This is a genomic window from Eubacterium sp. BIOML-A2, from assembly GCF_009680135.1.
Classification (GTDB): domain Bacteria; phylum Bacillota; class Clostridia; order Lachnospirales; family Lachnospiraceae; genus Faecalicatena; species Faecalicatena contortus_B.
The window spans coordinates 1-20,374 of the sequence record NZ_WKZK01000084.1 but is presented as its reverse complement, the minus strand read 5'-3'; the positions used below and the strand labels follow the sequence as shown (position 1 = coordinate 20,374).

The following is a 20,374-nucleotide window of genomic DNA, read 5'->3' as shown; positions in this document are numbered from 1 at the left end:
TGTTCCTTGTAACTTGTCCACCATATCAGTTCATTATAAAAATCTTAGATTTTTGTCTTGACAACTGAGCCACTATAGTCTTTGTCAGCAGCAGTGATGGAGACGGAAGCAAAAGCTTCTACCGGAGTTCCCAGGTCTGCAGAGACAGTATAAGGCATCTCGATGGAAATACTTTTATCCATTCCCATCGCCAGGTACTGTTTTTCTGCTTCCATCATTTCCGGAGCAGTCTCACGTATGCCGATGATGTTAAAATTTTGTATATTGCTGTCTATCTGCAGTTCGATGGTCATGCCAATGACATCTGTATTACCAAATAAGTATAGTGCTGTCAGTTCGTCTATGACGCACACTTTGTTGGCATTTGCAACATCATTATCCGTGAAGTAACTTCCCTTTACCAGAGGATTTTGGTATTGTGCGTTTTCATAATCAGGAGTTGTCAGCCCTACGTAGGCATCAAATTTCCCTTTTCGGGTTGTAATGGATCCCAATGTACCCGTATAGGCGGATACGCTCTGTATGGAATCTCCCAGGGTTGTTTTCAGATAAGAAATATCTTCGCCCGTAATGCAGTTGGGGTCCGATACCTCGTCGGAATTAGCCTGGACCGTGACGGTGTTGTTCTGTTCGTTTGAAGCATCGACCACATCTTTTTTCAGACCGTTTCCGATGGAAACGATGGTGACGACAGATGTGATGCCTATGATGATACCCAGCATCGTAAGGAAGGAACGGCCTTTATTGGAACGGATATTATCAAGAGCCATTTTTACGTATTCTAAAAATTGTCCCATATTAAGTCCTCTTTTCTCAATCAGTCCGTTTATTCTTTCACTGCTTCTGCACCGGCATCGGAGCCCGTGCCCTTTGCAGGCGCCGCAGTAGCCTTCATGCCGTCCTCAATATCTACGTTCAGATCATTTACCACTTTGTCACCCTTTTTCAGGCCGCTCTTAACTTCGATCTGTGTGGTGGATGCGGTACCCAGTTCGACCGGTTTTTTCTTTACAACACCGTTCTCAATTACATAGACAAAATCGCCCTTAGAGGAGGTGTTGATGACTTCCGTTGGAACAACCAATACATTGTCGGCCTCCGCAACGGTCATCGTGATTTTGGCTGTAGCGCCGATGCAGAGGTTTTCATCCGGATTGTCGATATGGATCTCTGCACCGATGACCGGGTTCCCTTTTTCATGTAATAGGAAAGTTCTCCTGCCGGAGAACTCTTGATAAAAAAAGCCCGCACGGAGGCGGGCAGAGAAAATAAAGTGACGTGTTAGAAGATAAAAAATCCATCTTCAACATCCTCACCGAATACATCTTCATGTAAAAAGTAATCCATATCAAGAAGGTCACTGTCACGCATTCTTTTAATCATCTCTGCGGTCATACCTTCAGGTGGATTTTTGGTGTATTTTTCTCTGAGTTTCTTTACAAGTTCTTTTTCTGTAATGGTGTTCATAAGCATAGTCTCCATTCGGGATAAGATAAGTTGATTGTATCACAGAACAGAGAGGTAAGATATGGTTTCTTACGGTCAGGCAGGTGAACGACAGGCGTGTTTCGCCATAGCCCTTTCATACATTTCTTGCAAAGAAACAGGTTTGTGATTGTAATAAACTTCAAGAACAGACATTGTATTTCCGCAATGCTGACATTTTAAAGGGTCATATCCGAAAGAGGATAAAATAGAAGGACGCCATTTATTAAAACTGAGAAGGATATGGTGTTTTTCCCGGGAAATGGCACGATGTAATCTTTTATCACTGTCACGATGTCTTGCATATATGCCATAGTAGCGAATCATTTTAAAGTGTTTCTCAGGTATATGACGAATGAGACGTTCGATGAATTCCAATGCAGGAATAGATTCGACAATCAGTTTATTATCTTCATGGCGATTGTAATGGAAAGTAACAGTATCTCCATCATAGGAATCTATGCGTGAAGTGGCGATCACAGGACGTCCAAGATAACGACCAATATATTTGATGACTTTATCAGGTTCACAGTCCTTGGGTTTAGCAAAGACATAGAAACCATCTGGAGTGATGCGATAAATCAACGCTTTTGTAGGTTTAAAAGAATCACCGAGTTTTTCATGCATGATATTTAAGAGAGCAGTACGGAAAGCAAAACGTAAAAAAGGAAAGCTAAAATGTTTAAAGTGACGCCAAGAGGTGAATTTTCCAGAGGCACCTTCCGAAATCAGGCAGTGGATATGAGGATTCCATTTGAGGTCGCGACCGAAGGTGTGAAGGACAGAGATGAAACCAGGTGTAAAAGATTCGGATTTGTTTTCTTTATAAAACATGCGTAAAACAACGCTTTGGACAGCAGAAAAGAGACAGTTCAGTAAAGAACGGTCTTCGAGAAAAAAGTGGCGTAATTCCTCAGGGATTGTAAAGACACAATGTCTGTGTTTGCAATACACGAGTTTAAAAGACATAGAGGTAGTGCGGTCAATGGAGTACATATTCCCGCAAGTAGGACAGAATCGGCTGTGACAACGAAAAGGTACGAATTTATAGTTCCCACATTTATCACAGATGTACATTGCCCCACCAAAGGAAGCGTCGCCACAGTTCAGCATCTTGTCTACATTCTCAAGGACAGAATTGCGAGGATGTAAAAGATAAATCATTTCTTCATAATGGTCATTAAAGATTTCCTGTAAAACGTTCATAAGACTATTATGGGGGAAAAGAAGAGAAAAAGAAACCCACCCCTCAAAGATTGAGGGGTAGGGGGAGTTGAAGTGTCATAGACACTATTTTTATTTTTACTGATATTCGCAAACTACAAGAAAAAGCCGAAACTTCATATACTCTAATCACAGAGGAAGTGGAGGTTTTGATATGAGTAACAGTTTAGCGGCAGTACATCCCGAATTGATTGCCGAATGGTCGGATAGGAATTTACCGCTGACACCTGACAGCGTGACTTTCGGCTCGAATAAGAAAGTATGGTGGAAAGGTGCTTGCGGTCACGAATGGGAAACAAGTATAAAGGCTCGTTCCAGTGGAGAGAAATGCCCCATATGCTCCGGTGCGAGAGTGATTGAGGGAATTAACGATTTAAGTACATTGAAGCCGGAATTGGCTTCGGAGTGGTCAGAGAAAAATGAAATCAAGCCGACAGAGGTATCTATCGGCTCACACAAGAAAGTGATATGGAAGTGTAAATTAGGACACGAATGGATAGCCACTGTAAAGAGCAGAACCATCAACAAAACAGGTTGCCCGTACTGCTCCCATAACAAAGTGCTTGTAGGATTTAATGACTTTGCAACGCTATTCCCGGAAGTTGCAAATGAATGGTCGGACAAGAATGAAAAGAAGCCTACCGAAGTTATGGCGTTTGCAAACAGCAAGGCTTGGTGGAAGTGCAGAACCTGCGGTTATGAATGGAATACGCTTATCTCTACACGTTCAGGCGGCAGTAAATGTCCTTGTTGCAGTGGCTATACATTTATAAAAGGCAGGAATGACCTAAAAAGTACACACCCACAGATAGCCAAAGAATGGTCAGAGAAAAACTATTCTCTGCAACCGGATGAAGTCAATGCAAAGTCGAGGAAAAATGTATGGTGGCATTGCAGAAAATGTGGAAACGAGTGGAAATCAGTTATCAATGCCCGTGTGAAAGGAACGGTTTGCCCTGTCTGTGCAGAGCGAGAAGTGCTTGCCGGATACAATGACTTTGCAACAACTGATAGAAAATTACTTGTTGAGTGGGATTATGAATTAAACAAGTTAAAACCGACAGAAGTTTCAAGAAATTCGGCAAAGAGAGCGTGGTGGAAATGCAGATACGGTCATTCTTGGAGTATGAAGATAAATGAGCGTACTGTTCTTGGAAAAGGGTGCAGGATGTGTGAGCAGGAGTATATGTCGTTGTTCCCGGCTCTTGCAATCAGTTATTATTCCAATTTGAAAGGATTGAAAGTTGAACTTGGCTCTGATAGGTTATTCGGCATTCCACTTGATGTATATATCCCACTGGAGCAGATTGCCATTCAAGTGAATACAGACTCGGAGAAGATAGATATACTAAAGGAACATCTCTGTAAACAACGTGGAATCAAACTCATTAAGTTGCCGATGAAGCCAAACGAAGCGGAACTCGAATATGTACAGCGTATCAAAGCAGGATTCCAGAGCGTACATATATTTATATCTTCCGATACAGAAGAAGATGTTAAGATAATCAGGAAAATATTTAAGAACTGGAGGAACAGCCGATGAGAGAAAAGAAATATCACATTTATCTAACCGATGATGAGCAAAGCAGAGTGATACAGTCGCTTATCAATCTGAAAAACAACCTCATAGTACAAGGAAGATACACCGACGCAGTAGATGAAGTTCTTCTGAAAGTGCTGTCCGCAAGGAAAAAGAAACTGAAAATCAAATAATTTCAAGCATTTATGCCGTCTGTTTTTTAACCGAAACAGGCGGCTTTTTTTGTTGTCAAAAATTTTTTGAAAATTTTTTCGGAAAAGCAGCGATTTTGGGTGTCCAAAATGAAGCCTTTTGTGCAATGAGTGAAGGGGCTAATTCCTGATGATGAAGACGGAAGCCTTTTCACTTGTTCTTTGACAACTGAATACACAGGTCGTTAAGACTTTAATTCTGATGATAGCCACTTTAGCGGGTACGCCGAAACTTCTGAAAATTACAGAACAGCGAGAACTCCTGCTATGGGTATCGGATTGCAACCGATATGGCGATGACAGTCAGAAGGATAATGATACTTCTCTACGGAGCTGGCGGAGTACCCGGCAGAGGTTAGATTCCTATGATACAGATAAGCAGTCTGTTTCTTAACGACTTCCCGAAAGCGATATGCTTGGCAAGGGATATTGAGAATAAATATTGCCACGACCGTTTAGGAAATGAAACGGTCAAGTACATAGCCATATTTTATTGGCTATGAATAAATCGAAAGGAGGATGCAAGAGGTGTCAAACTGCAAAACGATTGCCATATGCAATCAAAAAGGCGGAGTCGAAAAGACAACGACAACGGTTAATCTTGGTGTTGGTCTTGCAATGCAGGGTAAGAAAGTGTTGCTCATAGACGCAGACCCGCAGGGAGATTTAACTACTTGTCTCGGCTGGAGAGATACAGACAATTTGGGTATCACGCTTGCAACGAAACTTACAGATGTGATTAGTGAAACGATGAATGACCCGACAGACGGTATCCTGCATCACGAGGAAGACGTTGACCTTTTACCGGCGAACCTTGAACTTTCGGCGATGGAATATAACCTAATGAACGCTATGAGCAGAGAAACCACTTTGAGGAATTATTTAAGTCAGGTCAAAGACAGATATGATTTTGTTCTGATTGACTGTATGCCCTCACTGAGTATGGTAACACTCAATGCTTTATCTGCGGCAGACAGCGTGATTATTCCGGTGCAGGCACAGTATTTGCCGGCTAAGGGTATGACCCAGCTTGTGCAGACCATTTCAAAAGTCAAGAAGTATATCAATCAGGACATTAAGATAGACGGTATGCTTCTCACTTTGGTGGATAACCGCACAAACCTCGCCAAAAGTACGGTGGGACCCCTTAGTTATATTTTTACCTACCGAAAATGATATATACTATCTCACTTGAATATAACTATCTCAAAGTATATGCCTATCTCTAAGGGACAATCGCACAGTATGAACGGACTGGAGGTGTATGGTAAAATAAAAAATTAACGAAAAATCCGCATTTATTTTTCGGCAGGTAAATCTTGTCGTAAGAGAAAATCCACAAAGGCACATCGTAGAGATACGGTGTGTTTTTCAATTTTTACAGGAGGAAACGCAATGATAAAGTCAAAATTCAAAAGAGTCACGTCGCTTTTCTTGGCGACCCTTATGTGTGTGACCACTTTTGCAGGCATTGGCTCGACAACAGCATATGCTGCTTCGGGAGAAAAAGCCGATGTTTATATGGTCGATTTCCCTCGTGATGGCGATGCTAATTACGATGGGGTATGGGGACACAGCAATTTGACCTTGAAAAATGGTTGGCATACCGGACGTTCCAATTTTACCAATCTTAAGGCTATTGGCTCATACTCAGGCAATGTTGCTTATTGTATTGAGCCGGGAATTTCGCTCAAGGTCGGTCAGACAATGAATAAGTATGACGAAAATTATTTTAATAACCTTGCAGCCAATGGGGTTATTTCCGGAGATGAAATCCGTCTTTTCGTTGGTCGTATTTTACAGTATGGCTATTATTCCAAGAAACCGGATGAACTGCAGTGGCCGTTTATCGAAGAAGTACTGGGCTGCCAGCAGGTATTGTCTTCCGGAGATCAGAAGGAAGTGTTCCAGACTCTGATCGCAGATACATTGGGAGAAGACCGGAGTTATGAGATTGTAAAAAATATCCATGAAAATCTGAACGAAATGTTGGAGGCAAATAAAGAAGACCCGGAGCCGCTGGCTCTTGCCAAACCGGATGTGAAGCGGCTGCTGGAAGAGAGCGGTGTGCCTTCAGAAAATTTGGAACGGTTTGAAGAAGAATATGAGCATGTGGCGGGAGAAAAGGCCACATTGCTTGCGTCCAACATCACCAATACCCGTCAGTTTGAGATCCATACGCCGGATATTACCATCAAAGTGAATCCGGATCGGACAGACTTGGTGGAAACCCGTGTGATCGACGGAAGACAGTGCCTGGTAATCGCAGTGGATGACCATGTGGAAGTGAATGGGCTGGATGTGTGGACCCTGCGACAGGAAGAGGATGTGTAAAAAGAACTTGCGCATAGGGTGAAAAATGTTGTATTCTTATCATATCTTAGATGATTTGTATGGAAAATAAACAGAAAAACACATAAAGGGGATAAGAATGGACAATATTACACGCAGGAAGGAAATCCTGGCAGCGTTAAAAAAACATGGAAAAGTGAATACCATTGAACTGGCAGAAAAAATGAATGTATCACCGATGACCATTCGGCGGGATTTTACAAAATTTGCACAGGAAGGTCTGATTACGGTGGAGTATGGTGGTGCGATTCTGAAAGAGGGATATCTGTTCGAAGACAGTATGGTTACGAAACAGGATCAGTATCCTGAAGAAAAGGCAAGAATCGCACAAAAATGTGCCGAATATATTAAAGAAGGAGATTCGGTGTATCTGGATGCGGGAACGACAGTCTGTGAGATTGCAAAACAGATTCGGGATCGGAGGAATCTAATCGTTGTGACGCATTCACTGTTAGTGGCAAATGCGTTGGCTCATTCTCCGGGAATCAAGGTGATCATGATGCCGGGAGAATACCGGGAATTTTCCATGGCATATATGGGAGAGCTGACCAATTCTTATATCACAAGGTTTCACATCGATAAAACATTTCTGGGAGTGGAAGGGATTGACCTGAAAAATGGTGTTACAGTTCCGGATATTATCGATGGAGCTTCTAAAAGGACGTTGGCAGAACATTCAGATAAAGTGATCTGTGTGGCAGATAGCAGCAAAATAGGGAAAACCACCTTTTTTAAAATCTGTGAGGTTGAAGATCTGCAGATTCTGGTGACAGATAAAGGAATTTCAGAAAAGGCAAAAGAGGAATTGATTTCCAGCGGTCTGAATCTGCAAATTGTATAAAATACTGAAAAATTGTATGTTAAGCATAAAACGACAAAAGATGAATCCGGGAAGGAAAATGAAAACAGGGGTGTGAATATTTTAAAATATCACAGCCTTGTTTTTAGTTGCCGGGCATACGACAAAAAAGGTTCAGGGCATCTTTTTTTAGTTTGTGCAGACAGCCACCTTTAGTGGCCGATGAGGCCACATTCGACGGCCAGTCAGGGCCGTATTAAACGGTCGATTTTCTGGTAAGGAACTCTATGAAATAAGGGTATCCCATAGAGTCCCCCGGACTGGCTGATATAGTTACTTTGATCTATGCTTTCTCAATGAGAACTGTAAAGCCGGTGGTGAGCCGTCGACGGATGCCATCCAGTTTTCCATAGCATTCTTTTTCATCACTGAGATACTTGCCCCATTCATCAGGACTGTACTGACTGGTGAATAAGGTTGATGTTCCAAGATCAGCTTTCATCTTGATGAGATGGTATAAGATTTTCATACCTTCCTCCGAATATCTACTTATAGCAAAGTCATCGATAAACAAGAGCTGGATCTTTGCGTAATACTTGATCCGTTTGCGGTATCTGGTTAGGTCTTCCTGTCGATTCAGAATAATTAGCTCATCTAGAAGATCAGAGTAGTCTATGTACTTGCAGCGATAATTACGTTTGCATGCTTCAACACAGCAAGCTGACAGGAAATACGATTTGCCGGCACCGGTCACACCATAGATGCCGACATTTAGTCTATCCTCAGCAAAGGTGAAATCTCGGATTTGTTCCACCACAGCATCATTATAGATTCGTCCGTTTCCAGTTTTTAGATTTTCCATCAAAGCACCCTTGTTGATAAGGCTGCTGAGCCTAAGATTGGTTTCAAACTTAGAGGCTACTCTGTCAAGGTACTGTGTTTCCAGTATTTCACGTAGAAACTGAACCGCATTATAGTTTGACAAATCAGGACTTCTCATCAGTTCAGCAAAACGGCCTGATGCAATCGGGAGATTAAGGAACTCCAGCATTTCATTGATGTCAGAGTGATCAGTCTTCATGATGTGCCTCCTTTTCCTGGCGCATCAGTAAGTTCTTAAGAGAATACTGACTATCGTCATCCTTGTATCGTCCTGTTACAGCTTCCTGATTCTCAGGAAATACATCCGTCGCATCTGGTTTAGTTTCTGTATGATAGGTTGATACTGTGTTGCTCACATAAGAATAGTTGCATTTACCGAAGTTGATTGCGTCTCTGCAGCACTTTTCTAATGCTTCAGGACTATATTTCTCAGCATAACGAAGGATACCGAAACAGCTGCGGAAAGCCTGTACTGGGTAGGCATATCTTTTGATCACTGCATCAATCAATGCTCTTGTGCTTGGCCCGATCTTTGATGCTTTCTGCTGGAAGTATGGAACATTCCAGTAGCCGTAATCACCGTATTCTGCAGGCATATCGGAAGGAATAATAACCCATTCCTTAGGCGTATAGCTTCTTTTATGCGTACGGATATGATCTCCGTTTTTGTTGTAGACAAAGATTTCTTTCTCTCCAACACGTAGCTCAACTTCCTTTTTTAAATACTTTCTAGGCATGCTATAATGGACCTTGTCGAAGGTGAAGGAGAAGTCTTGTGCTACTTTAACAAGCTTTCGCTCAAGGTACTCGAATTTATTGAGCGGAAGAGGCAGAAGAGTCTCCTTCTCTTCTGTTTTAAAGAGGTCAGCACGAGAATACGATAACCCTTCGAAGTTTCTGTTGTTCTCTTTAGCTACTTTCTGTTGAAGAACACGATTAAGTTCCTCGAGAGAATAAAAGATCATTTCCTCCATCTCTACTAAGATGTGCATGGTCACGATCTTTACATGGCCTTCGACAACCGGCTTCCAGCGAGGTGACTTAACCTTTGCTGGAGTGATAACAGTATCATTATGTTCAGCCCATGCCTGATAATCCTTGTTAAGTTCAGGACTGATCCAGTCCTTGTTCTTGTTTACAGCAACCTTGCAGTTGTCTGGAGTGATGGTTGGTGTAATGCCACCAAAGAAATCCAACGCATTGTTGTTGACTCTGATCCAATTCCGAATATCGCAGTCAATCATACCTTCGGCATAAAAGTAATCACTGTAGGTAAGAGCTGCAATAAATATGGTCACCTTCGTTGTCTCATTTGGATACCGGCGGTTGTGGATCAGAAGCTGCTTGCCGGCATAATCGAGTTCCAGGTTAACGCCTGGATATCTCTGGATATGAAAAGTGATGTGTTTTGAATCAGTCCATTCTGAGTAACGCCTGCAATACTGCCGATAACTGTATGGTTTCTTGCCGTCAACCACTCCAACAGCATTATATTTCTGCCAGAGATGTTTCAGTGTCTCGCCCTTGCGAGCCAATGCTTTATATACGGCTTCTTTGTTGAAGTCGCGGTAAAGCTGCAGATCGACGGAGACACCGGATTTTTTATAGAGCAGAGACTCTATATACTCATTGGTAACATCCTCTTTGAGAGGATAAAGAGAGCTCCTGACATTCTCTGAAACGTCTTAGGAACTCATTCACTGCTGATTTGCTGCAGTCTCCACAGCTATCAGCGATTTCACGGCCGCTGAGATTATTCACGTAGTGAAGTCTCAGTACTTTCTTGTAATCCATTTCGGACCTCCTAAAAATAGTATTTCTTCCGGTTCGGAAGATACTACTATTATAAAGGACCGAACTGGCCGTTTAATATGGCACATGCCGACCGTTAATTATGGCAAGGTGCGACCGCCTAATATGGCACAGCTGGCCGTTTCAGGAGACAATCTGCAGTTTGGCGATGAGCAAAAAGTCTAAGCTTGTTTGAGTACTTGGTGACCGCATATAATCTTGGAAGATGCCCGAAGGTAAATGCAGTGATTTACGTGCCGGGAGAAACTTTATATGAAAAAGATTTAGGATATAAAATTGTGAAAAGATCACGAAAAAACAAAATAGAACGAAAAAACACATATAAATATTGACAATGTAGTATGTGAGGATTATAATTAGCACATAAAGAAACAAGAAAAAACATAAAAGCACAAAAGGAGGAAGGAAATGGGAAAATATGAAGAGATGTCGAAACAGGCACTCCAGTATTTAGGTGGGGTAACGAATATTACAAACATTGCCCATTGTGCAACCAGACTGCGTATTAAATATGCAAATAAGAAACTGGTGGATGTAGAAGCGTTGAAAAGCGTTCCGGAAGTTGTTGGAGTCGTACCAAAAGATGGATCGGTTCAGTTGATCATCGGAGCCGGAGTAGAAGAAGCTTATCAGGAGTTTCTGGATATTTCGGGATGGAAAGACGGTGGAGAAGTTGTACAGGTAGAGACAGAGGATTCGGATGAAAAGAAGGGTGCTCTGCATTGGATGAATCGGTGGGGCAATTTTATCGCACCGGTGTTCATGCCAATTATGCCGGCTTTGATCTGTGGAGGAATGGTGCTTGCAATTCGCAATCTTATGATTAACTACATGGGTCTGGCGGCAGACGGTGGAGTGGCGCAGATGTTACTGTGTCTGCAAAGTGCAGCGTTTCCGTTTATGACAGTTTATATTGGCTATACGATGGCCAGTCAGTTGAAAATGCCGCCGATTTACGGAGCGATGCTTGGAGCGGTATTAATCTGTGGTCAGTATACCAGTGGAGCAGTTACTGAATTTCTGGGGCTGCCGGTTACACAGATTGATTACGGCGGATCCGTATTCCCGATTATGTTGGGTGTGACATTTGAATGGCTGATTTATAAAGCAATTCATAAATATGTACCGGATGTGTTGAAATTGTTTTTGACACCTCTGGTGGTTATCGGACTGGCAACTCCGGTTACATTGATTGCGTTGGGACCTGTGGCAACCTGGCTCAGTACCTATGTTGGAATGGCAATGGGATTTGTACTGGAGCATTTTCGATTTATTGCATATCCGTTGTTCTCCATGTTGAATCCGTATTTTGTTATGTTTGGACTGGATAAATCCAATACAGCCATTGAGATGGCATTGTACGATCAGCTAGGTTATGATCCGATCTGTGCAGTTATGCAGTTTATTTCCAATATCTCTGTGGGTGCCTGCGCGTTGGCAATTGCGACAACTCTGAAGGATAAAGAGAAGAAAGGTATGATCAGTGGTTTTGGATTCACCGGACTTTGCGGAGTAACAGAGCCTGCATTTTACGGATCCATTATTATGCGACCGAAGGCACTGATTGGTACTGCAATCGGTTCTTTCTGTGGTGGTGTTGTGGCAGCATTGTTTAGACTTCGGGTTTATATCCGTATGGGATGCCCGGGCTTTCTGACATTGCTTGCATATGTAGATAATGATGGAAGACTTACCTATGTGATCCGCGCGATTATTGTGGGAGTGGTAACGGTGATCTGTTCCTTTATTGCCACAAGAATTCTTCTGACAACAGAGAAAGGAAAGGGGAAAAAATAATGAAAGTACTGACGGGATTGTTTAATACAGAATCAAATGCCAATGTGCCTGTAAAATGTACACTTCGTCAGTTTGATGTTGCCTATGGCGATGCTTGCATCGCCAAAATGGCAATCGGTGAAGTGTTTGAAAAATATGGAGTGGAATTAATTCCGGCGATTTATGCATCCAGCAGTTCAGCGGGTGTGATCGAAAAGGCAACTTTTGATTTTATCGAGGCGAAGTTTTTAAATACATTAAAAGAAAATCTGGATGAACTGGATGGAATCTATATTCATTTACATGGAGCCAGTGAAGTAGAAGAGATCGGCTCCGGTGAACACCATATTTTAAGAGAAATGCGTAAAATTGTAGGACCTTATTTCCCGATTATGATTTCCTGTGATCCGCATGGAAATCTGTGCAAGGAATATGTGGAGGCTACAAATCTGATCAGAAGTTTTCGGGAATCTCCACATGTAGATACGGCAGCAACAATGCAGTGGGTAGCAGGACAGATGTGTGAATTTCTGGAAAATCGACGGAATATTCATTCGGTTTACCGCAAATTACCTTTGATTTTGGGCGGAGAACAGACGGTGTCGGCAGATGAACCGGTTGCATCGATCAATCGGTTTATGGATGAACTGGAAAAGGATGAAAGGATTTGGAGTGTTTCCTGGCATGTGGGATACATTCGTCATGATTCTCCGGTGGCCGGTTGTGGAATTGTGGTAGTTCCAATGACAGAAAAAGATCAGGAATATGCGGAAGAGATCGCTGACAAACTGGCGGAATATGTCTGGTCAAAACGACGGGAATTCCATTATACCGGTCGCACTGCGCAGCCGGATGAAGCACTGAAAATGTGTCTGGAGCAGAGAAAAAAACCGGCAGTTCTTACAGATTCTGGAGATAATATGACTTCCGGAGCGGCAGGATGGAATACTTACGTTCTTCGACAGGTGCTGGAGCAGAAAGATTTAAAGAAAACAGTACTCTTTGCGGGAATCATTGATCCGAAAACATATGACAGACTGGTAAAATTGAATGAGGGAGAAGAAGCAACCATTCAGTTGGGTGTTGGTTATGATGAATATTCTGATCCTGTGGATCTGGAGGTCGTAGTAAAAGGAAGCGGATCGGTGTATGTTTTACATGTGGCGGATTTGGTTGATGATGGTGGAAAGTGTGTGTATGTGAATGTCAAGGGTACTCCGATCGATATTCTGATTCAGAATACTAGTGTGCCGTTTGTGACAAATACACAGTTGGATCTGTTGGGGATTGACTGGAAGTCTTATGATCTTGCCATATTCAAACAGGGATATATTTTCCCGGATTATAAAGAAGCAGCGGCGTTCTATGTGATGTCCCTGACGGGAGGAACTACGCCTCAGGATACAGCATCTTTAAAGTTTAAGCGAATCATGCGTCCGATGTTTCCAATCGATGATATTTAAAACGGGGGAGAAACAATGAGGGAAATAAAATTATTGACTGTACCGCAACCGGAAAAGGATTGCGCCAGCCCGGTGATGCTAAATGATCAGACGATGGAGGAAAGAAAAGAAAAAGTACTTGCCAGAATGCATGAACGGAATCTGGATCAACTGATCATTTACGGGGATGTAGAGCATGGAAGTAATTTTATGTATCTTACAGGATATTTTACAAGATTTGAAGAGTCTCTCTTGGTGATTCAAAGAGAGGGACAAATGACTTTGGTTTTGGGAAATGAAAGTCTGAATAAGGCAGAAAAAGCACGAATGAAGGCCAGAGGAATCCATGTTCCGCAATTTTCTCTTCCAAATCAGCCGGATAAGAGAAAAAAGACCATGAAGGAACTTTTAAAAGAGGCTGGAATTGGAAACGGAAAAAGAATCGGGATCGTAGGATGGAAAAATTTTGCATCTACGATTGAAGACGGAAAAAAGATGTTTGATCTGCCGGAATTTATTATGACAGCAATCCGTTCTCTGGTTGCGAAGAATGCAATCATTACAAATGAGACAGATCTGTTTATTGGAGAAAACGGAATTCGTACCACGAACAATGCAAATGAGATTGCACACTATGAATATGGAGCATCCCTGGCATCAGATTGTGTGTTGGATGCGATGAATCAGGTGACAGAAGGCGTTTCGGAGCTGAAACTGGGAGACTGTCTGATGAGAAACGGACAGTATACCAGTGTTGTGACTATCGCAGCAGCGGGAGAACGATTTGTAAAGGGAAATATGTTCCCGACAACGAATACTGTGAAAACAGGAGATTCCATTTCCCTGACGGTGGGATATTATGGAGGACTGAGTTCAAGAACCGCTATGGCAGTGGAAACAGAAGAAGATTTGCCGGATGGACAGAAAGACTATCTGGAAAAAGTGGCAGTTCCTTATTTTAAAGCCTATGTATCGTGGCTGGAATTGGTGAAAATCGGAATGAAAGGAAAAGAGATTTTTCAGATGGTAGATGAAGTACTGCCACGGGATGTCTATGGTTGGACGCTTTGTCCGGGGCATCTGACAGCGGAAGAAGAATGGATGTCATCCCCAATTTATGAAGAATCTGAGGAACGATTAAAAAGCGGAATGATTTTCCAAATCGATATTATTCCGTCGATCAGGGGATATGTAGGTGTTGGTGCAGAAAGTACGGTTCTTCTGGCATCAGATCAATTGAAAGAAGAGTTGCAAAAGCTATATCCGGAGATGTTTGAAAGAATGTTGAAACGTAAAGCATATTTGGAAGAAGTACTCGGAATTCGAGTGTCGGATGATGTTTTACCGATGTGTTCCACGGTTGCTTATTTGCGACCATATTTGCTGAACCACGAAAAAGCATTGGTTCAGGTGTGAAACAAAAGAGGTGTGAAAACATGACAGACCATCAGAAGTTACTTATGCATTTTGAACAGGAAAGGATCAAAGACAAAAGATTTATGAAGCAGATTCTGAAAAATTGTTCAGAAGCAACCGTGGCATTTTTCGATGAACCCTATCCCTATATTGTTCCGGTGAATTGTGGCTTTGAATGGAAAGATACCTTGACTTTTTATTTACATACTGCACCGGACGGACATAAAAATCAACTGCTCCAGGAAAATAACAAGGTTGCGTTGAATATTTATCAGTTTCTGGACCGGGTGGGGTATAAGAAAGCACAATATCTGTTGCGTACGATGGAAGACGTGGAGATTCCCCGAATGGCATGAAATAGCGAGGGATAAGAGAAAATGAGTGAACAAAAAATTATATTTTTTGATATAGATGGAACTCTGGAAGATCAATACGGTCATATTCCGAAGTCCGCAAGTTCCTGTATTCGAAAGCTGAAAGAAAAAGGGCATATGGTCTGCATTGCTTCGGGCAGGCCAATGTGGCAGATTCATGATCAAATCCGGGAACTTGGGTTTGATGGATATGTAGCCAGTGCCGGGGCTTATGTGGAAGTGAATCATGTGGTAAAAAAGGATATTCAGATGAATCGAGAATCGTTTGTTCAGCTGGCGGGGTATTTGGAGAAGCATCGGACCGTTTTTCTGGTAGAAACTACCGAGGCGAGTTATATGTTGCAGTCGCAATATGCAAGAAGCAAAGAATTTGCCGGAAGGGGTCCGGATTTTGTGGAGATGGAAGTTCCAGTATTGGTGAAGAAACTTTCAGAAATTATCGGGGTGAAAAAAATTCTTGCGTTCAGTGATGATCTTACCAAAGAAGATCTGAAAATGCGCTGGAGAGGGACATTTGATATTACAGGAATCAGTTATACCAGAGGTGCAAAATACGGTTATGAGATCAGCATGGCCGGAGTCAACAAGGCGGAAGCAATCGGGATGGTTTGCAGGAAGCTTGGGGTTGAAAAGAGCCGGGTGATTGCGGTCGGTGACAGTGATAATGATGTGGAAATGCTGCAAATGGCCGGAATCGGAATCGCGGTGGGAAATGCGACAGAGGCAGCAAAGAAAGCCGCAGATTTTATCGCGGAACCTGCAGCACAAGATGGAATTGAAAAGGCCTTTGTGAAATTAGGGATGATAGAGTTATGAAAATATATTTTGGTGTAGATATCGGAGGTACCTATATAAAATTTGGTGCCTTTTTGCAGGGAGATATCCTGTGGAAGAAATGGTCTGTGTCGACAGATCTTTCGGAGAAGGGGAAACGTATAATTCCGGCGATTGCAGATGAAGTGAAGAAATGCGCAGTGGCATTTTCAAAAGAAAAAGGAGAGACTGTGGAAGTAGGCGGAATCGGGTTGGGGATCCCGGGGCCGGTGACAAAAGATGGATTCGTAAAGAATTGTGTGAATTTACATTGGAATGCATTTTATCCTAAGGAAGAGTTGAAAAAATATTTTCCGGAGTGTAAGATTTGTGTGGAAAATGATGCGAATGTGGCAGCTCTTGGTGAATATTATTTTGGAAAAGGAAAGACCCGTGAATGGGACGAAAACGGTAAACTTGAGAAAACGTGTAATTGTATGATGCTGGTGATGCTTGGAACCGGTGTCGGAGGCGGAATTGTACTAGACGGGAAAATTGTGACATCTTTAAGAGGAATGGTGGGGGAGATAGGACATATTTCTCTAGATATGAAAGAAAAGGAACAATGCAGTTGTGGGAATACAGGCTGCCTGAATCAAATAGCGTCAGCGACCGGACTGGTACGTGTGATGAAGCGCTATCTGAAAGAAACGGAGGAACCCTCTGTTCTTCGAAATATGAAACATTTCACAGCAAAGGAAATTTGTGATAGTGCAAAAGCAGGAGATACGCTGGCACAAAAATGTGTGGAATATTCCATGGGATTACTGGGAAAAGGACTTGCAGTTTGCTCTCACATTCTGGATCCGGATCTGTTTGTGATCAGCGGTGGAGTGACAAATGCAGGAGATGTGATTCTGGATGCAATCAGAAAAGGGTATCAGAAAGAAATATTTTTAGCAGAGAAAGGTTCGGAAATCCAGCTGTCGGAACTGAGAAGTGAAACGGGGATGATGGGCGCATATGCGATGGTGAGAGAAAATGTTTGAGTTTTTGAAAAAGAAGAAAGAGAAACAGACGATGGACAATGCCGGGGAAGAGATTGTTGCGGTAGTGAATGGAACAATTTTTCCGTTGGAAGAAGTGAGTGACCCGGCATTTGCAGGGAAAATACTTGGAGATGCAATCACTGATACCACCTCTTTCTATATGACAAAGGGAACTGGTGGCGGTGTGCATGCTGTCGACGGATGGTATGCAAGCAGTCATTATTTTTCTTCGGCGCAGGAGGAGTTCCTGAAGAAGCTACAGTCTGGGCTGCAGACCGAGGCTGATCAGAAGATGATGGAAAGCATTCTTGCGGCTTTTGCAATGCCAAGGGCAAATCGACTCCAAGGCATTGAAAGTGGTGCAGGTTCCCAAAGTAGTCACCTAATGTCACTATTAGTCAGTGGGCATGGTGTGATATTATTACAATAGACAAATAGAAAAGATGGAAGCCATCATGAGAGTCGAGAGATTTTCGTGGTGGCTCTCTTTATGGCTGGAGGTGTTATTTTGCCAAGCAAACCAAAGAAGCCGTGTGCATATCCTGGTTGTCCTGCTCTGGTAACAGGACGATATTGTGAGGAACATGCAGCAAAAAGAAATAGTGAATATGAAAAATTTGGTAGAGATAAGAACACCAAGCGTCGTTATGGTCGTGCCTGGAAGCGAATCAGAGATAAGTATGCTGCAGAGCATCCCTTCTGTGAGCAGTGTTGGGCTCGTGGAGTTCTGGTCCCAGTGGAAGAGATTCATCATAAGAATCCATTGGCTGAAGGTGGCACACATGATCGGAGTAATCTGATTGCACTTTGTAAGTCGTGCCATTCACAGATACATGCGAAGCGTGGAGATCGCTGGCATGACCGGTAGGGGGAGTGCAAATCTCTACAGACCTGTCTCCTATAGAACGGCGGGTGGGTCTTTCGTGCAAAATCGCGAAATGGAAGATGGGGGGTATTAATACTCGAAATAAAAATTCGATATAGCCGTAAAAAAAATACGGATAGACTTGAATTTTTTTGCAGATAATCATATAATAAAGAAAAAGAAATGGAAGGTGATTATCATGTTAAAGAAATTTAGCGTCGAAAATTTCAAAGGATTTAAGGATAAAATCACATTAGATATAGGAACACCCAGTAATTACAGCTTTAATTCCGAAATAATAGAGAATGGCTGCATAACGAAGGGAATTATTTATGGTATCAACAGTTGTGGAAAGTCGAATCTTGGTTTGGCTATCTTTGATATCATTACTCATCTGACTGAAAAGCAAAAACTCCTGGGAAGCTATGACTTCTATCTGAATATGAGTGGGAGGAAATCTTTTGCAGAGTTTGAGTACACCTTCGTGTTCGACGGACATGAAGTTGTATATAAGTACAGTAAAATGGATGTGAATTCCTTAAAGAGTGAAAGTTTGTCTATTGATGGAAAAGAGGTCATTTTCTTTGACTTCCTGACAAGAGATGGATTTACTTTGCTTGAGGGATCAGATACTTTGAATGCTTCAATCAGAAACGAAAGTCCGATTTCAAGGGTAAAGTATGTAAATAGTAATTCAATTCTTTCAGATAATGTTCAGAATCAGGTATTTAAGAAGTTTATTGAGTTTGTCGAGAGGATGCTTTTATTCTATTCGCTTGATAGCCGTGGATATGAAGGCTTTATGAACGGATCAGAGAGTATTGCAGAAGGAATCGTCAATAGTGGTAAGGTTAAGGATTTCCAGGAATTCTTAAAAGAAAATGATATCGATTATGAATTATATGGATGCGAGGTCGATGGAAGAAAGGCTATATATTGTCATTTCGACAATAAAGATGCTGACTTCTTCAAGATTGCTTCAACAGGAACCAGATCCCTTGCATTATTCTATTACTGGTATATCCGTATGGAAAAAGCATCATTTGTTTTCATTGATGAGTTTGATGCATTTTACCATTATGAACTATCAGAGTCAGTTCAAAAAAGACTTAGAAGAATTACTGGTGTGCAGGTATTTACAACTACACACAACACAGACCTTATGAGCAATGATTTACTCAGACCGGATTGCTATTTCCTTCTTGAAAATAATAGCATAAAGGCAATTTCAGAGCTGACAGAAAAGGAGCTTCGTCAGGCTCATAATCTTCAGAAAATGTATAAGGCAGGTGCGTTTAATGGCAGATAAGGACTATAAGGCATTTATAGTTGAAGGAGAGGCCAGAGAACCACAGGTTATTGATAATATTTCAAAGGTGTTCTTTAAGCATGGAAATTTTAAAATTATTACGCTTCCGGCCGGAGAAAATATCTATATGCTTTGGAAGAAACTCAAGGCGGATGATTTCGACACAGATATTATTGAGGTCTTAAGGGAAAGTAATAAGAAAATCAGAGAACAATTGGAAGGATTATCAAGAGATGATTTTTCGGAGGTGTTTCTTTTCTTTGATTATGATGCACATCAGACAAACTTGGGAAAGTCAGATGACGTTGATGTGATAAACCAGATGCTTGAAAGCTTTGACAATGAAACTGAGAATGGAAAGCTATATATCAGTTATCCGATGGTTGAAGCATTGCGAGATTTTGAAGCAGGTAAATGCGGAAATGGAGATAATTGCTTTGTAGAAATTAGTGATCTTGCTGAATATAAGAATATATCTTCGAGAAATTCACTGAATCCGCATTTTAGAGATTACAATATAGATGTATGGAAGGAAATCATTGATGTCTTTTCAATGAGAATATCATGCTTGTTAGGAAATGCGGAAGTTATTTCTTATGAACAGTATTTAGATGAAGCAAATCCACATGATATCTTTATGTGTGAACAGGCTTTAGCAGGCAATAATAAAGTGTTTATTATCAGTGCTTTCCCGGAATTTCTTGTGGATTATTTTGGAATGAAACTTTGGAGAACATGTGTGAAGCATGCAAAGAATCAATTGGATATTTGTAATTGTAAATAAAACATGATGTAAATGGAGCGCTTGTAGAAATGCAGGCGCTTTTATAATGCATAAAAATAGAATATGATAACTTGCCCGCGTGTACTGTGCAAGTACAGGTCAAGTACAGGTCAAGTCGAAATAATGATGGAAGGGGGTATGACCATGGCAGGAAGAAAGCCAAAGCCTACAGCGATAAAGAAGCTGGAAGGTAATCCTGGAAAGAGAAAATTTAATAAGAAGGAGCCAGTTCCGGCAAAGGGAATATAGTGGCTCAGTTGTCAAGACAAAAATCTAAGATTTTTATAATGAACTGATATGGTGGACAAGTTACAAGGAACA

At 41.8% G+C, this 20,374-nt stretch carries 20 protein-coding genes and 2 pseudogenes; 16 read left to right on the top strand and 6 right to left on the bottom strand.

What is annotated here, in order from left to right:
• Positions 1-44: 44 nt before the first annotated feature.
• The 4 genes from GKG43_RS21550 to GKG43_RS21535 form a co-directional block, all read right to left on the bottom strand.
• Positions 45-797, bottom strand: a complete 753-nt coding sequence (locus tag GKG43_RS21550; RefSeq protein ID WP_243125896.1) for an ABC transporter permease — start codon at positions 795-797, stop codon at positions 45-47.
• A gap of 29 nt (positions 798-826) precedes the next feature.
• A complete protein-coding gene (locus tag GKG43_RS21545; RefSeq protein WP_243125895.1) occupies positions 827-1,084 on the bottom strand; it encodes a hypothetical protein in 258 nt (85 codons plus the stop codon).
• A gap of 197 nt (positions 1,085-1,281) precedes the next feature.
• Positions 1,282-1,467 (bottom strand): hypothetical protein, encoded by a 186-nt coding sequence (locus tag GKG43_RS21540; protein ID WP_129879957.1) that lies wholly within the window; start codon positions 1,465-1,467, stop codon positions 1,282-1,284.
• A gap of 75 nt (positions 1,468-1,542) precedes the next feature.
• A complete protein-coding gene (locus GKG43_RS21535; RefSeq protein WP_129879955.1) occupies positions 1,543-2,691 on the bottom strand; it encodes a transposase in 1,149 nt (382 codons plus the stop codon).
• Between the two features lie 172 nt (positions 2,692-2,863).
• Between GKG43_RS21535 and GKG43_RS21530 the strand changes: the two genes are divergently transcribed.
• From GKG43_RS21530 to GKG43_RS21515, 5 genes and pseudogenes are all read left to right on the top strand, one after another.
• A complete protein-coding gene (locus tag GKG43_RS21530; RefSeq protein WP_129879953.1) occupies positions 2,864-4,252 on the top strand; it encodes a zinc-ribbon domain-containing protein in 1,389 nt (462 codons plus the stop codon).
• Positions 4,249-4,422, top strand: a complete 174-nt coding sequence (locus GKG43_RS23015) for a hypothetical protein (protein ID WP_002587789.1) — start codon at positions 4,249-4,251, stop codon at positions 4,420-4,422. Before GKG43_RS21530 ends, GKG43_RS23015 begins: the two co-directional genes overlap by 4 nt.
• A gap of 546 nt (positions 4,423-4,968) precedes the next feature.
• Positions 4,969-5,580: pseudogene (locus GKG43_RS21525) on the top strand (AAA family ATPase); the annotation flags it as partial.
• Positions 5,581-5,835: 255 nt separating this feature from the next.
• Positions 5,836-6,774 carry a DUF4317 family protein gene (locus GKG43_RS21520; RefSeq protein ID WP_173020141.1) on the top strand — a complete coding sequence of 313 codons (939 nt, stop codon included), beginning with the start codon at positions 5,836-5,838 and terminating at the stop codon, positions 6,772-6,774.
• Between the two features lie 97 nt (positions 6,775-6,871).
• Complete coding sequence (locus GKG43_RS21515) at positions 6,872-7,633, top strand: DeoR/GlpR family DNA-binding transcription regulator (protein WP_129879951.1); 762 nt, start codon at positions 6,872-6,874, stop codon at positions 7,631-7,633.
• Between the two features lie 301 nt (positions 7,634-7,934).
• On the opposite strand, the gene GKG43_RS21510 is transcribed toward GKG43_RS21515, so the two are convergent.
• Both GKG43_RS21510 and GKG43_RS21505 read right to left on the bottom strand, forming a co-directional pair.
• Positions 7,935-8,672 (bottom strand): ATP-binding protein, encoded by a 738-nt coding sequence (locus GKG43_RS21510; protein ID WP_129879949.1) that lies wholly within the window; start codon positions 8,670-8,672, stop codon positions 7,935-7,937.
• Positions 8,662-10,008 (bottom strand): DDE-type integrase/transposase/recombinase, encoded by a 1,347-nt coding sequence (locus GKG43_RS21505; RefSeq protein ID WP_173020140.1) that lies wholly within the window; start codon positions 10,006-10,008, stop codon positions 8,662-8,664. The genes GKG43_RS21510 and GKG43_RS21505 overlap by 11 nt, the downstream gene beginning before the upstream one ends.
• A gap of 685 nt (positions 10,009-10,693) precedes the next feature.
• On the opposite strand from GKG43_RS21505, the gene GKG43_RS21500 reads away from it, so the two are divergent.
• The 11 genes and pseudogenes from GKG43_RS21500 to GKG43_RS21450 all read left to right on the top strand — a co-directional run.
• Positions 10,694-12,082 carry a PTS transporter subunit EIIC gene (locus tag GKG43_RS21500; RefSeq protein WP_129879945.1) on the top strand — a complete coding sequence of 463 codons (1,389 nt, stop codon included), beginning with the start codon at positions 10,694-10,696 and terminating at the stop codon, positions 12,080-12,082.
• Positions 12,082-13,524 (top strand): M81 family metallopeptidase, encoded by a 1,443-nt coding sequence (locus tag GKG43_RS21495; protein ID WP_129879943.1) that lies wholly within the window; start codon positions 12,082-12,084, stop codon positions 13,522-13,524. The genes GKG43_RS21500 and GKG43_RS21495 overlap by 1 nt, the downstream gene beginning before the upstream one ends.
• A 15-nt stretch (positions 13,525-13,539) precedes the next feature.
• Positions 13,540-14,919: an aminopeptidase P family protein gene (locus GKG43_RS21490; RefSeq protein WP_129879941.1), complete on the top strand. Its 1,380-nt coding sequence runs from the start codon at positions 13,540-13,542 to the stop codon at positions 14,917-14,919.
• A 20-nt stretch (positions 14,920-14,939) separates the two neighbouring features.
• Entirely contained in the window at positions 14,940-15,275 is a 336-nt protein-coding gene (locus GKG43_RS21485; RefSeq protein WP_129879939.1) for a pyridoxamine 5'-phosphate oxidase family protein, read from the top strand.
• 21 nt (positions 15,276-15,296) lie between these two features.
• Positions 15,297-16,109 (top strand): HAD family hydrolase, encoded by an 813-nt coding sequence (locus tag GKG43_RS21480; RefSeq protein ID WP_129879937.1) that lies wholly within the window; start codon positions 15,297-15,299, stop codon positions 16,107-16,109.
• Positions 16,106-17,095 (top strand): ROK family protein, encoded by a 990-nt coding sequence (locus GKG43_RS21475; RefSeq protein WP_129879935.1) that lies wholly within the window; start codon positions 16,106-16,108, stop codon positions 17,093-17,095. Before GKG43_RS21480 ends, GKG43_RS21475 begins: the two co-directional genes overlap by 4 nt.
• On the top strand, positions 17,088-17,525 hold the full coding sequence (locus GKG43_RS21470; protein WP_129879933.1) for a hypothetical protein: 438 nt from the start codon (positions 17,088-17,090) through the stop codon (positions 17,523-17,525). Before GKG43_RS21475 ends, GKG43_RS21470 begins: the two co-directional genes overlap by 8 nt.
• A gap of 78 nt (positions 17,526-17,603) precedes the next feature.
• The gene (locus GKG43_RS21465) at positions 17,604-17,963 is read left to right on the top strand and encodes an HNH endonuclease signature motif containing protein (RefSeq protein ID WP_129879959.1); all 360 of its coding nucleotides are present in this window, start codon (positions 17,604-17,606) and stop codon (positions 17,961-17,963) included.
• A gap of 196 nt (positions 17,964-18,159) precedes the next feature.
• Positions 18,160-19,269: an AAA family ATPase gene (locus GKG43_RS21460; protein ID WP_129879931.1), complete on the top strand. Its 1,110-nt coding sequence runs from the start codon at positions 18,160-18,162 to the stop codon at positions 19,267-19,269.
• Positions 19,259-20,053, top strand: coding sequence for a hypothetical protein (locus GKG43_RS21455; protein ID WP_129879929.1), 795 nt, complete (start codon positions 19,259-19,261; stop codon positions 20,051-20,053). The genes GKG43_RS21460 and GKG43_RS21455 overlap by 11 nt, the downstream gene beginning before the upstream one ends.
• A 138-nt stretch (positions 20,054-20,191) precedes the next feature.
• A pseudogene (locus GKG43_RS21450) lies at positions 20,192-20,293 on the top strand (phage terminase small subunit P27 family); the annotation flags it as partial.
• Positions 20,294-20,374 lie beyond the last annotated feature (81 nt).

Coding starts and splice junctions, on each gene's coding strand:
- GKG43_RS21495 (WP_129879943.1), top strand. CDS start 12,082: ATGAAAGTACTGACGGGATTGTTTAATACAGAATCAAATGCCAATGTG.
- GKG43_RS21480 (WP_129879937.1), top strand. CDS start 15,297: ATGAGTGAACAAAAAATTATATTTTTTGATATAGATGGAACTCTGGAA.
- GKG43_RS21490 (WP_129879941.1), top strand. CDS start 13,540: ATGAGGGAAATAAAATTATTGACTGTACCGCAACCGGAAAAGGATTGC.
- GKG43_RS21535 (WP_129879955.1), bottom strand. CDS start 2,691: ATGAACGTTTTACAGGAAATCTTTAATGACCATTATGAAGAAATGATT.
- GKG43_RS21485 (WP_129879939.1), top strand. CDS start 14,940: ATGACAGACCATCAGAAGTTACTTATGCATTTTGAACAGGAAAGGATC.
- GKG43_RS21510 (WP_129879949.1), bottom strand. CDS start 8,672: ATGAAGACTGATCACTCTGACATCAATGAAATGCTGGAGTTCCTTAAT.
- GKG43_RS21530 (WP_129879953.1), top strand. CDS start 2,864: ATGAGTAACAGTTTAGCGGCAGTACATCCCGAATTGATTGCCGAATGG.
- GKG43_RS21460 (WP_129879931.1), top strand. CDS start 18,160: ATGTTAAAGAAATTTAGCGTCGAAAATTTCAAAGGATTTAAGGATAAA.
- GKG43_RS21455 (WP_129879929.1), top strand. CDS start 19,259: ATGGCAGATAAGGACTATAAGGCATTTATAGTTGAAGGAGAGGCCAGA.
- GKG43_RS21470 (WP_129879933.1), top strand. CDS start 17,088: ATGTTTGAGTTTTTGAAAAAGAAGAAAGAGAAACAGACGATGGACAAT.
- GKG43_RS21500 (WP_129879945.1), top strand. CDS start 10,694: ATGGGAAAATATGAAGAGATGTCGAAACAGGCACTCCAGTATTTAGGT.
- GKG43_RS21515 (WP_129879951.1), top strand. CDS start 6,872: ATGGACAATATTACACGCAGGAAGGAAATCCTGGCAGCGTTAAAAAAA.
- GKG43_RS23015 (WP_002587789.1), top strand. CDS start 4,249: ATGAGAGAAAAGAAATATCACATTTATCTAACCGATGATGAGCAAAGC.
- GKG43_RS21540 (WP_129879957.1), bottom strand. CDS start 1,467: ATGAACACCATTACAGAAAAAGAACTTGTAAAGAAACTCAGAGAAAAA.
- GKG43_RS21475 (WP_129879935.1), top strand. CDS start 16,106: ATGAAAATATATTTTGGTGTAGATATCGGAGGTACCTATATAAAATTT.
- GKG43_RS21520 (WP_173020141.1), top strand. CDS start 5,836: ATGATAAAGTCAAAATTCAAAAGAGTCACGTCGCTTTTCTTGGCGACC.
- GKG43_RS21550 (WP_243125896.1), bottom strand. CDS start 797: ATGGGACAATTTTTAGAATACGTAAAAATGGCTCTTGATAATATCCGT.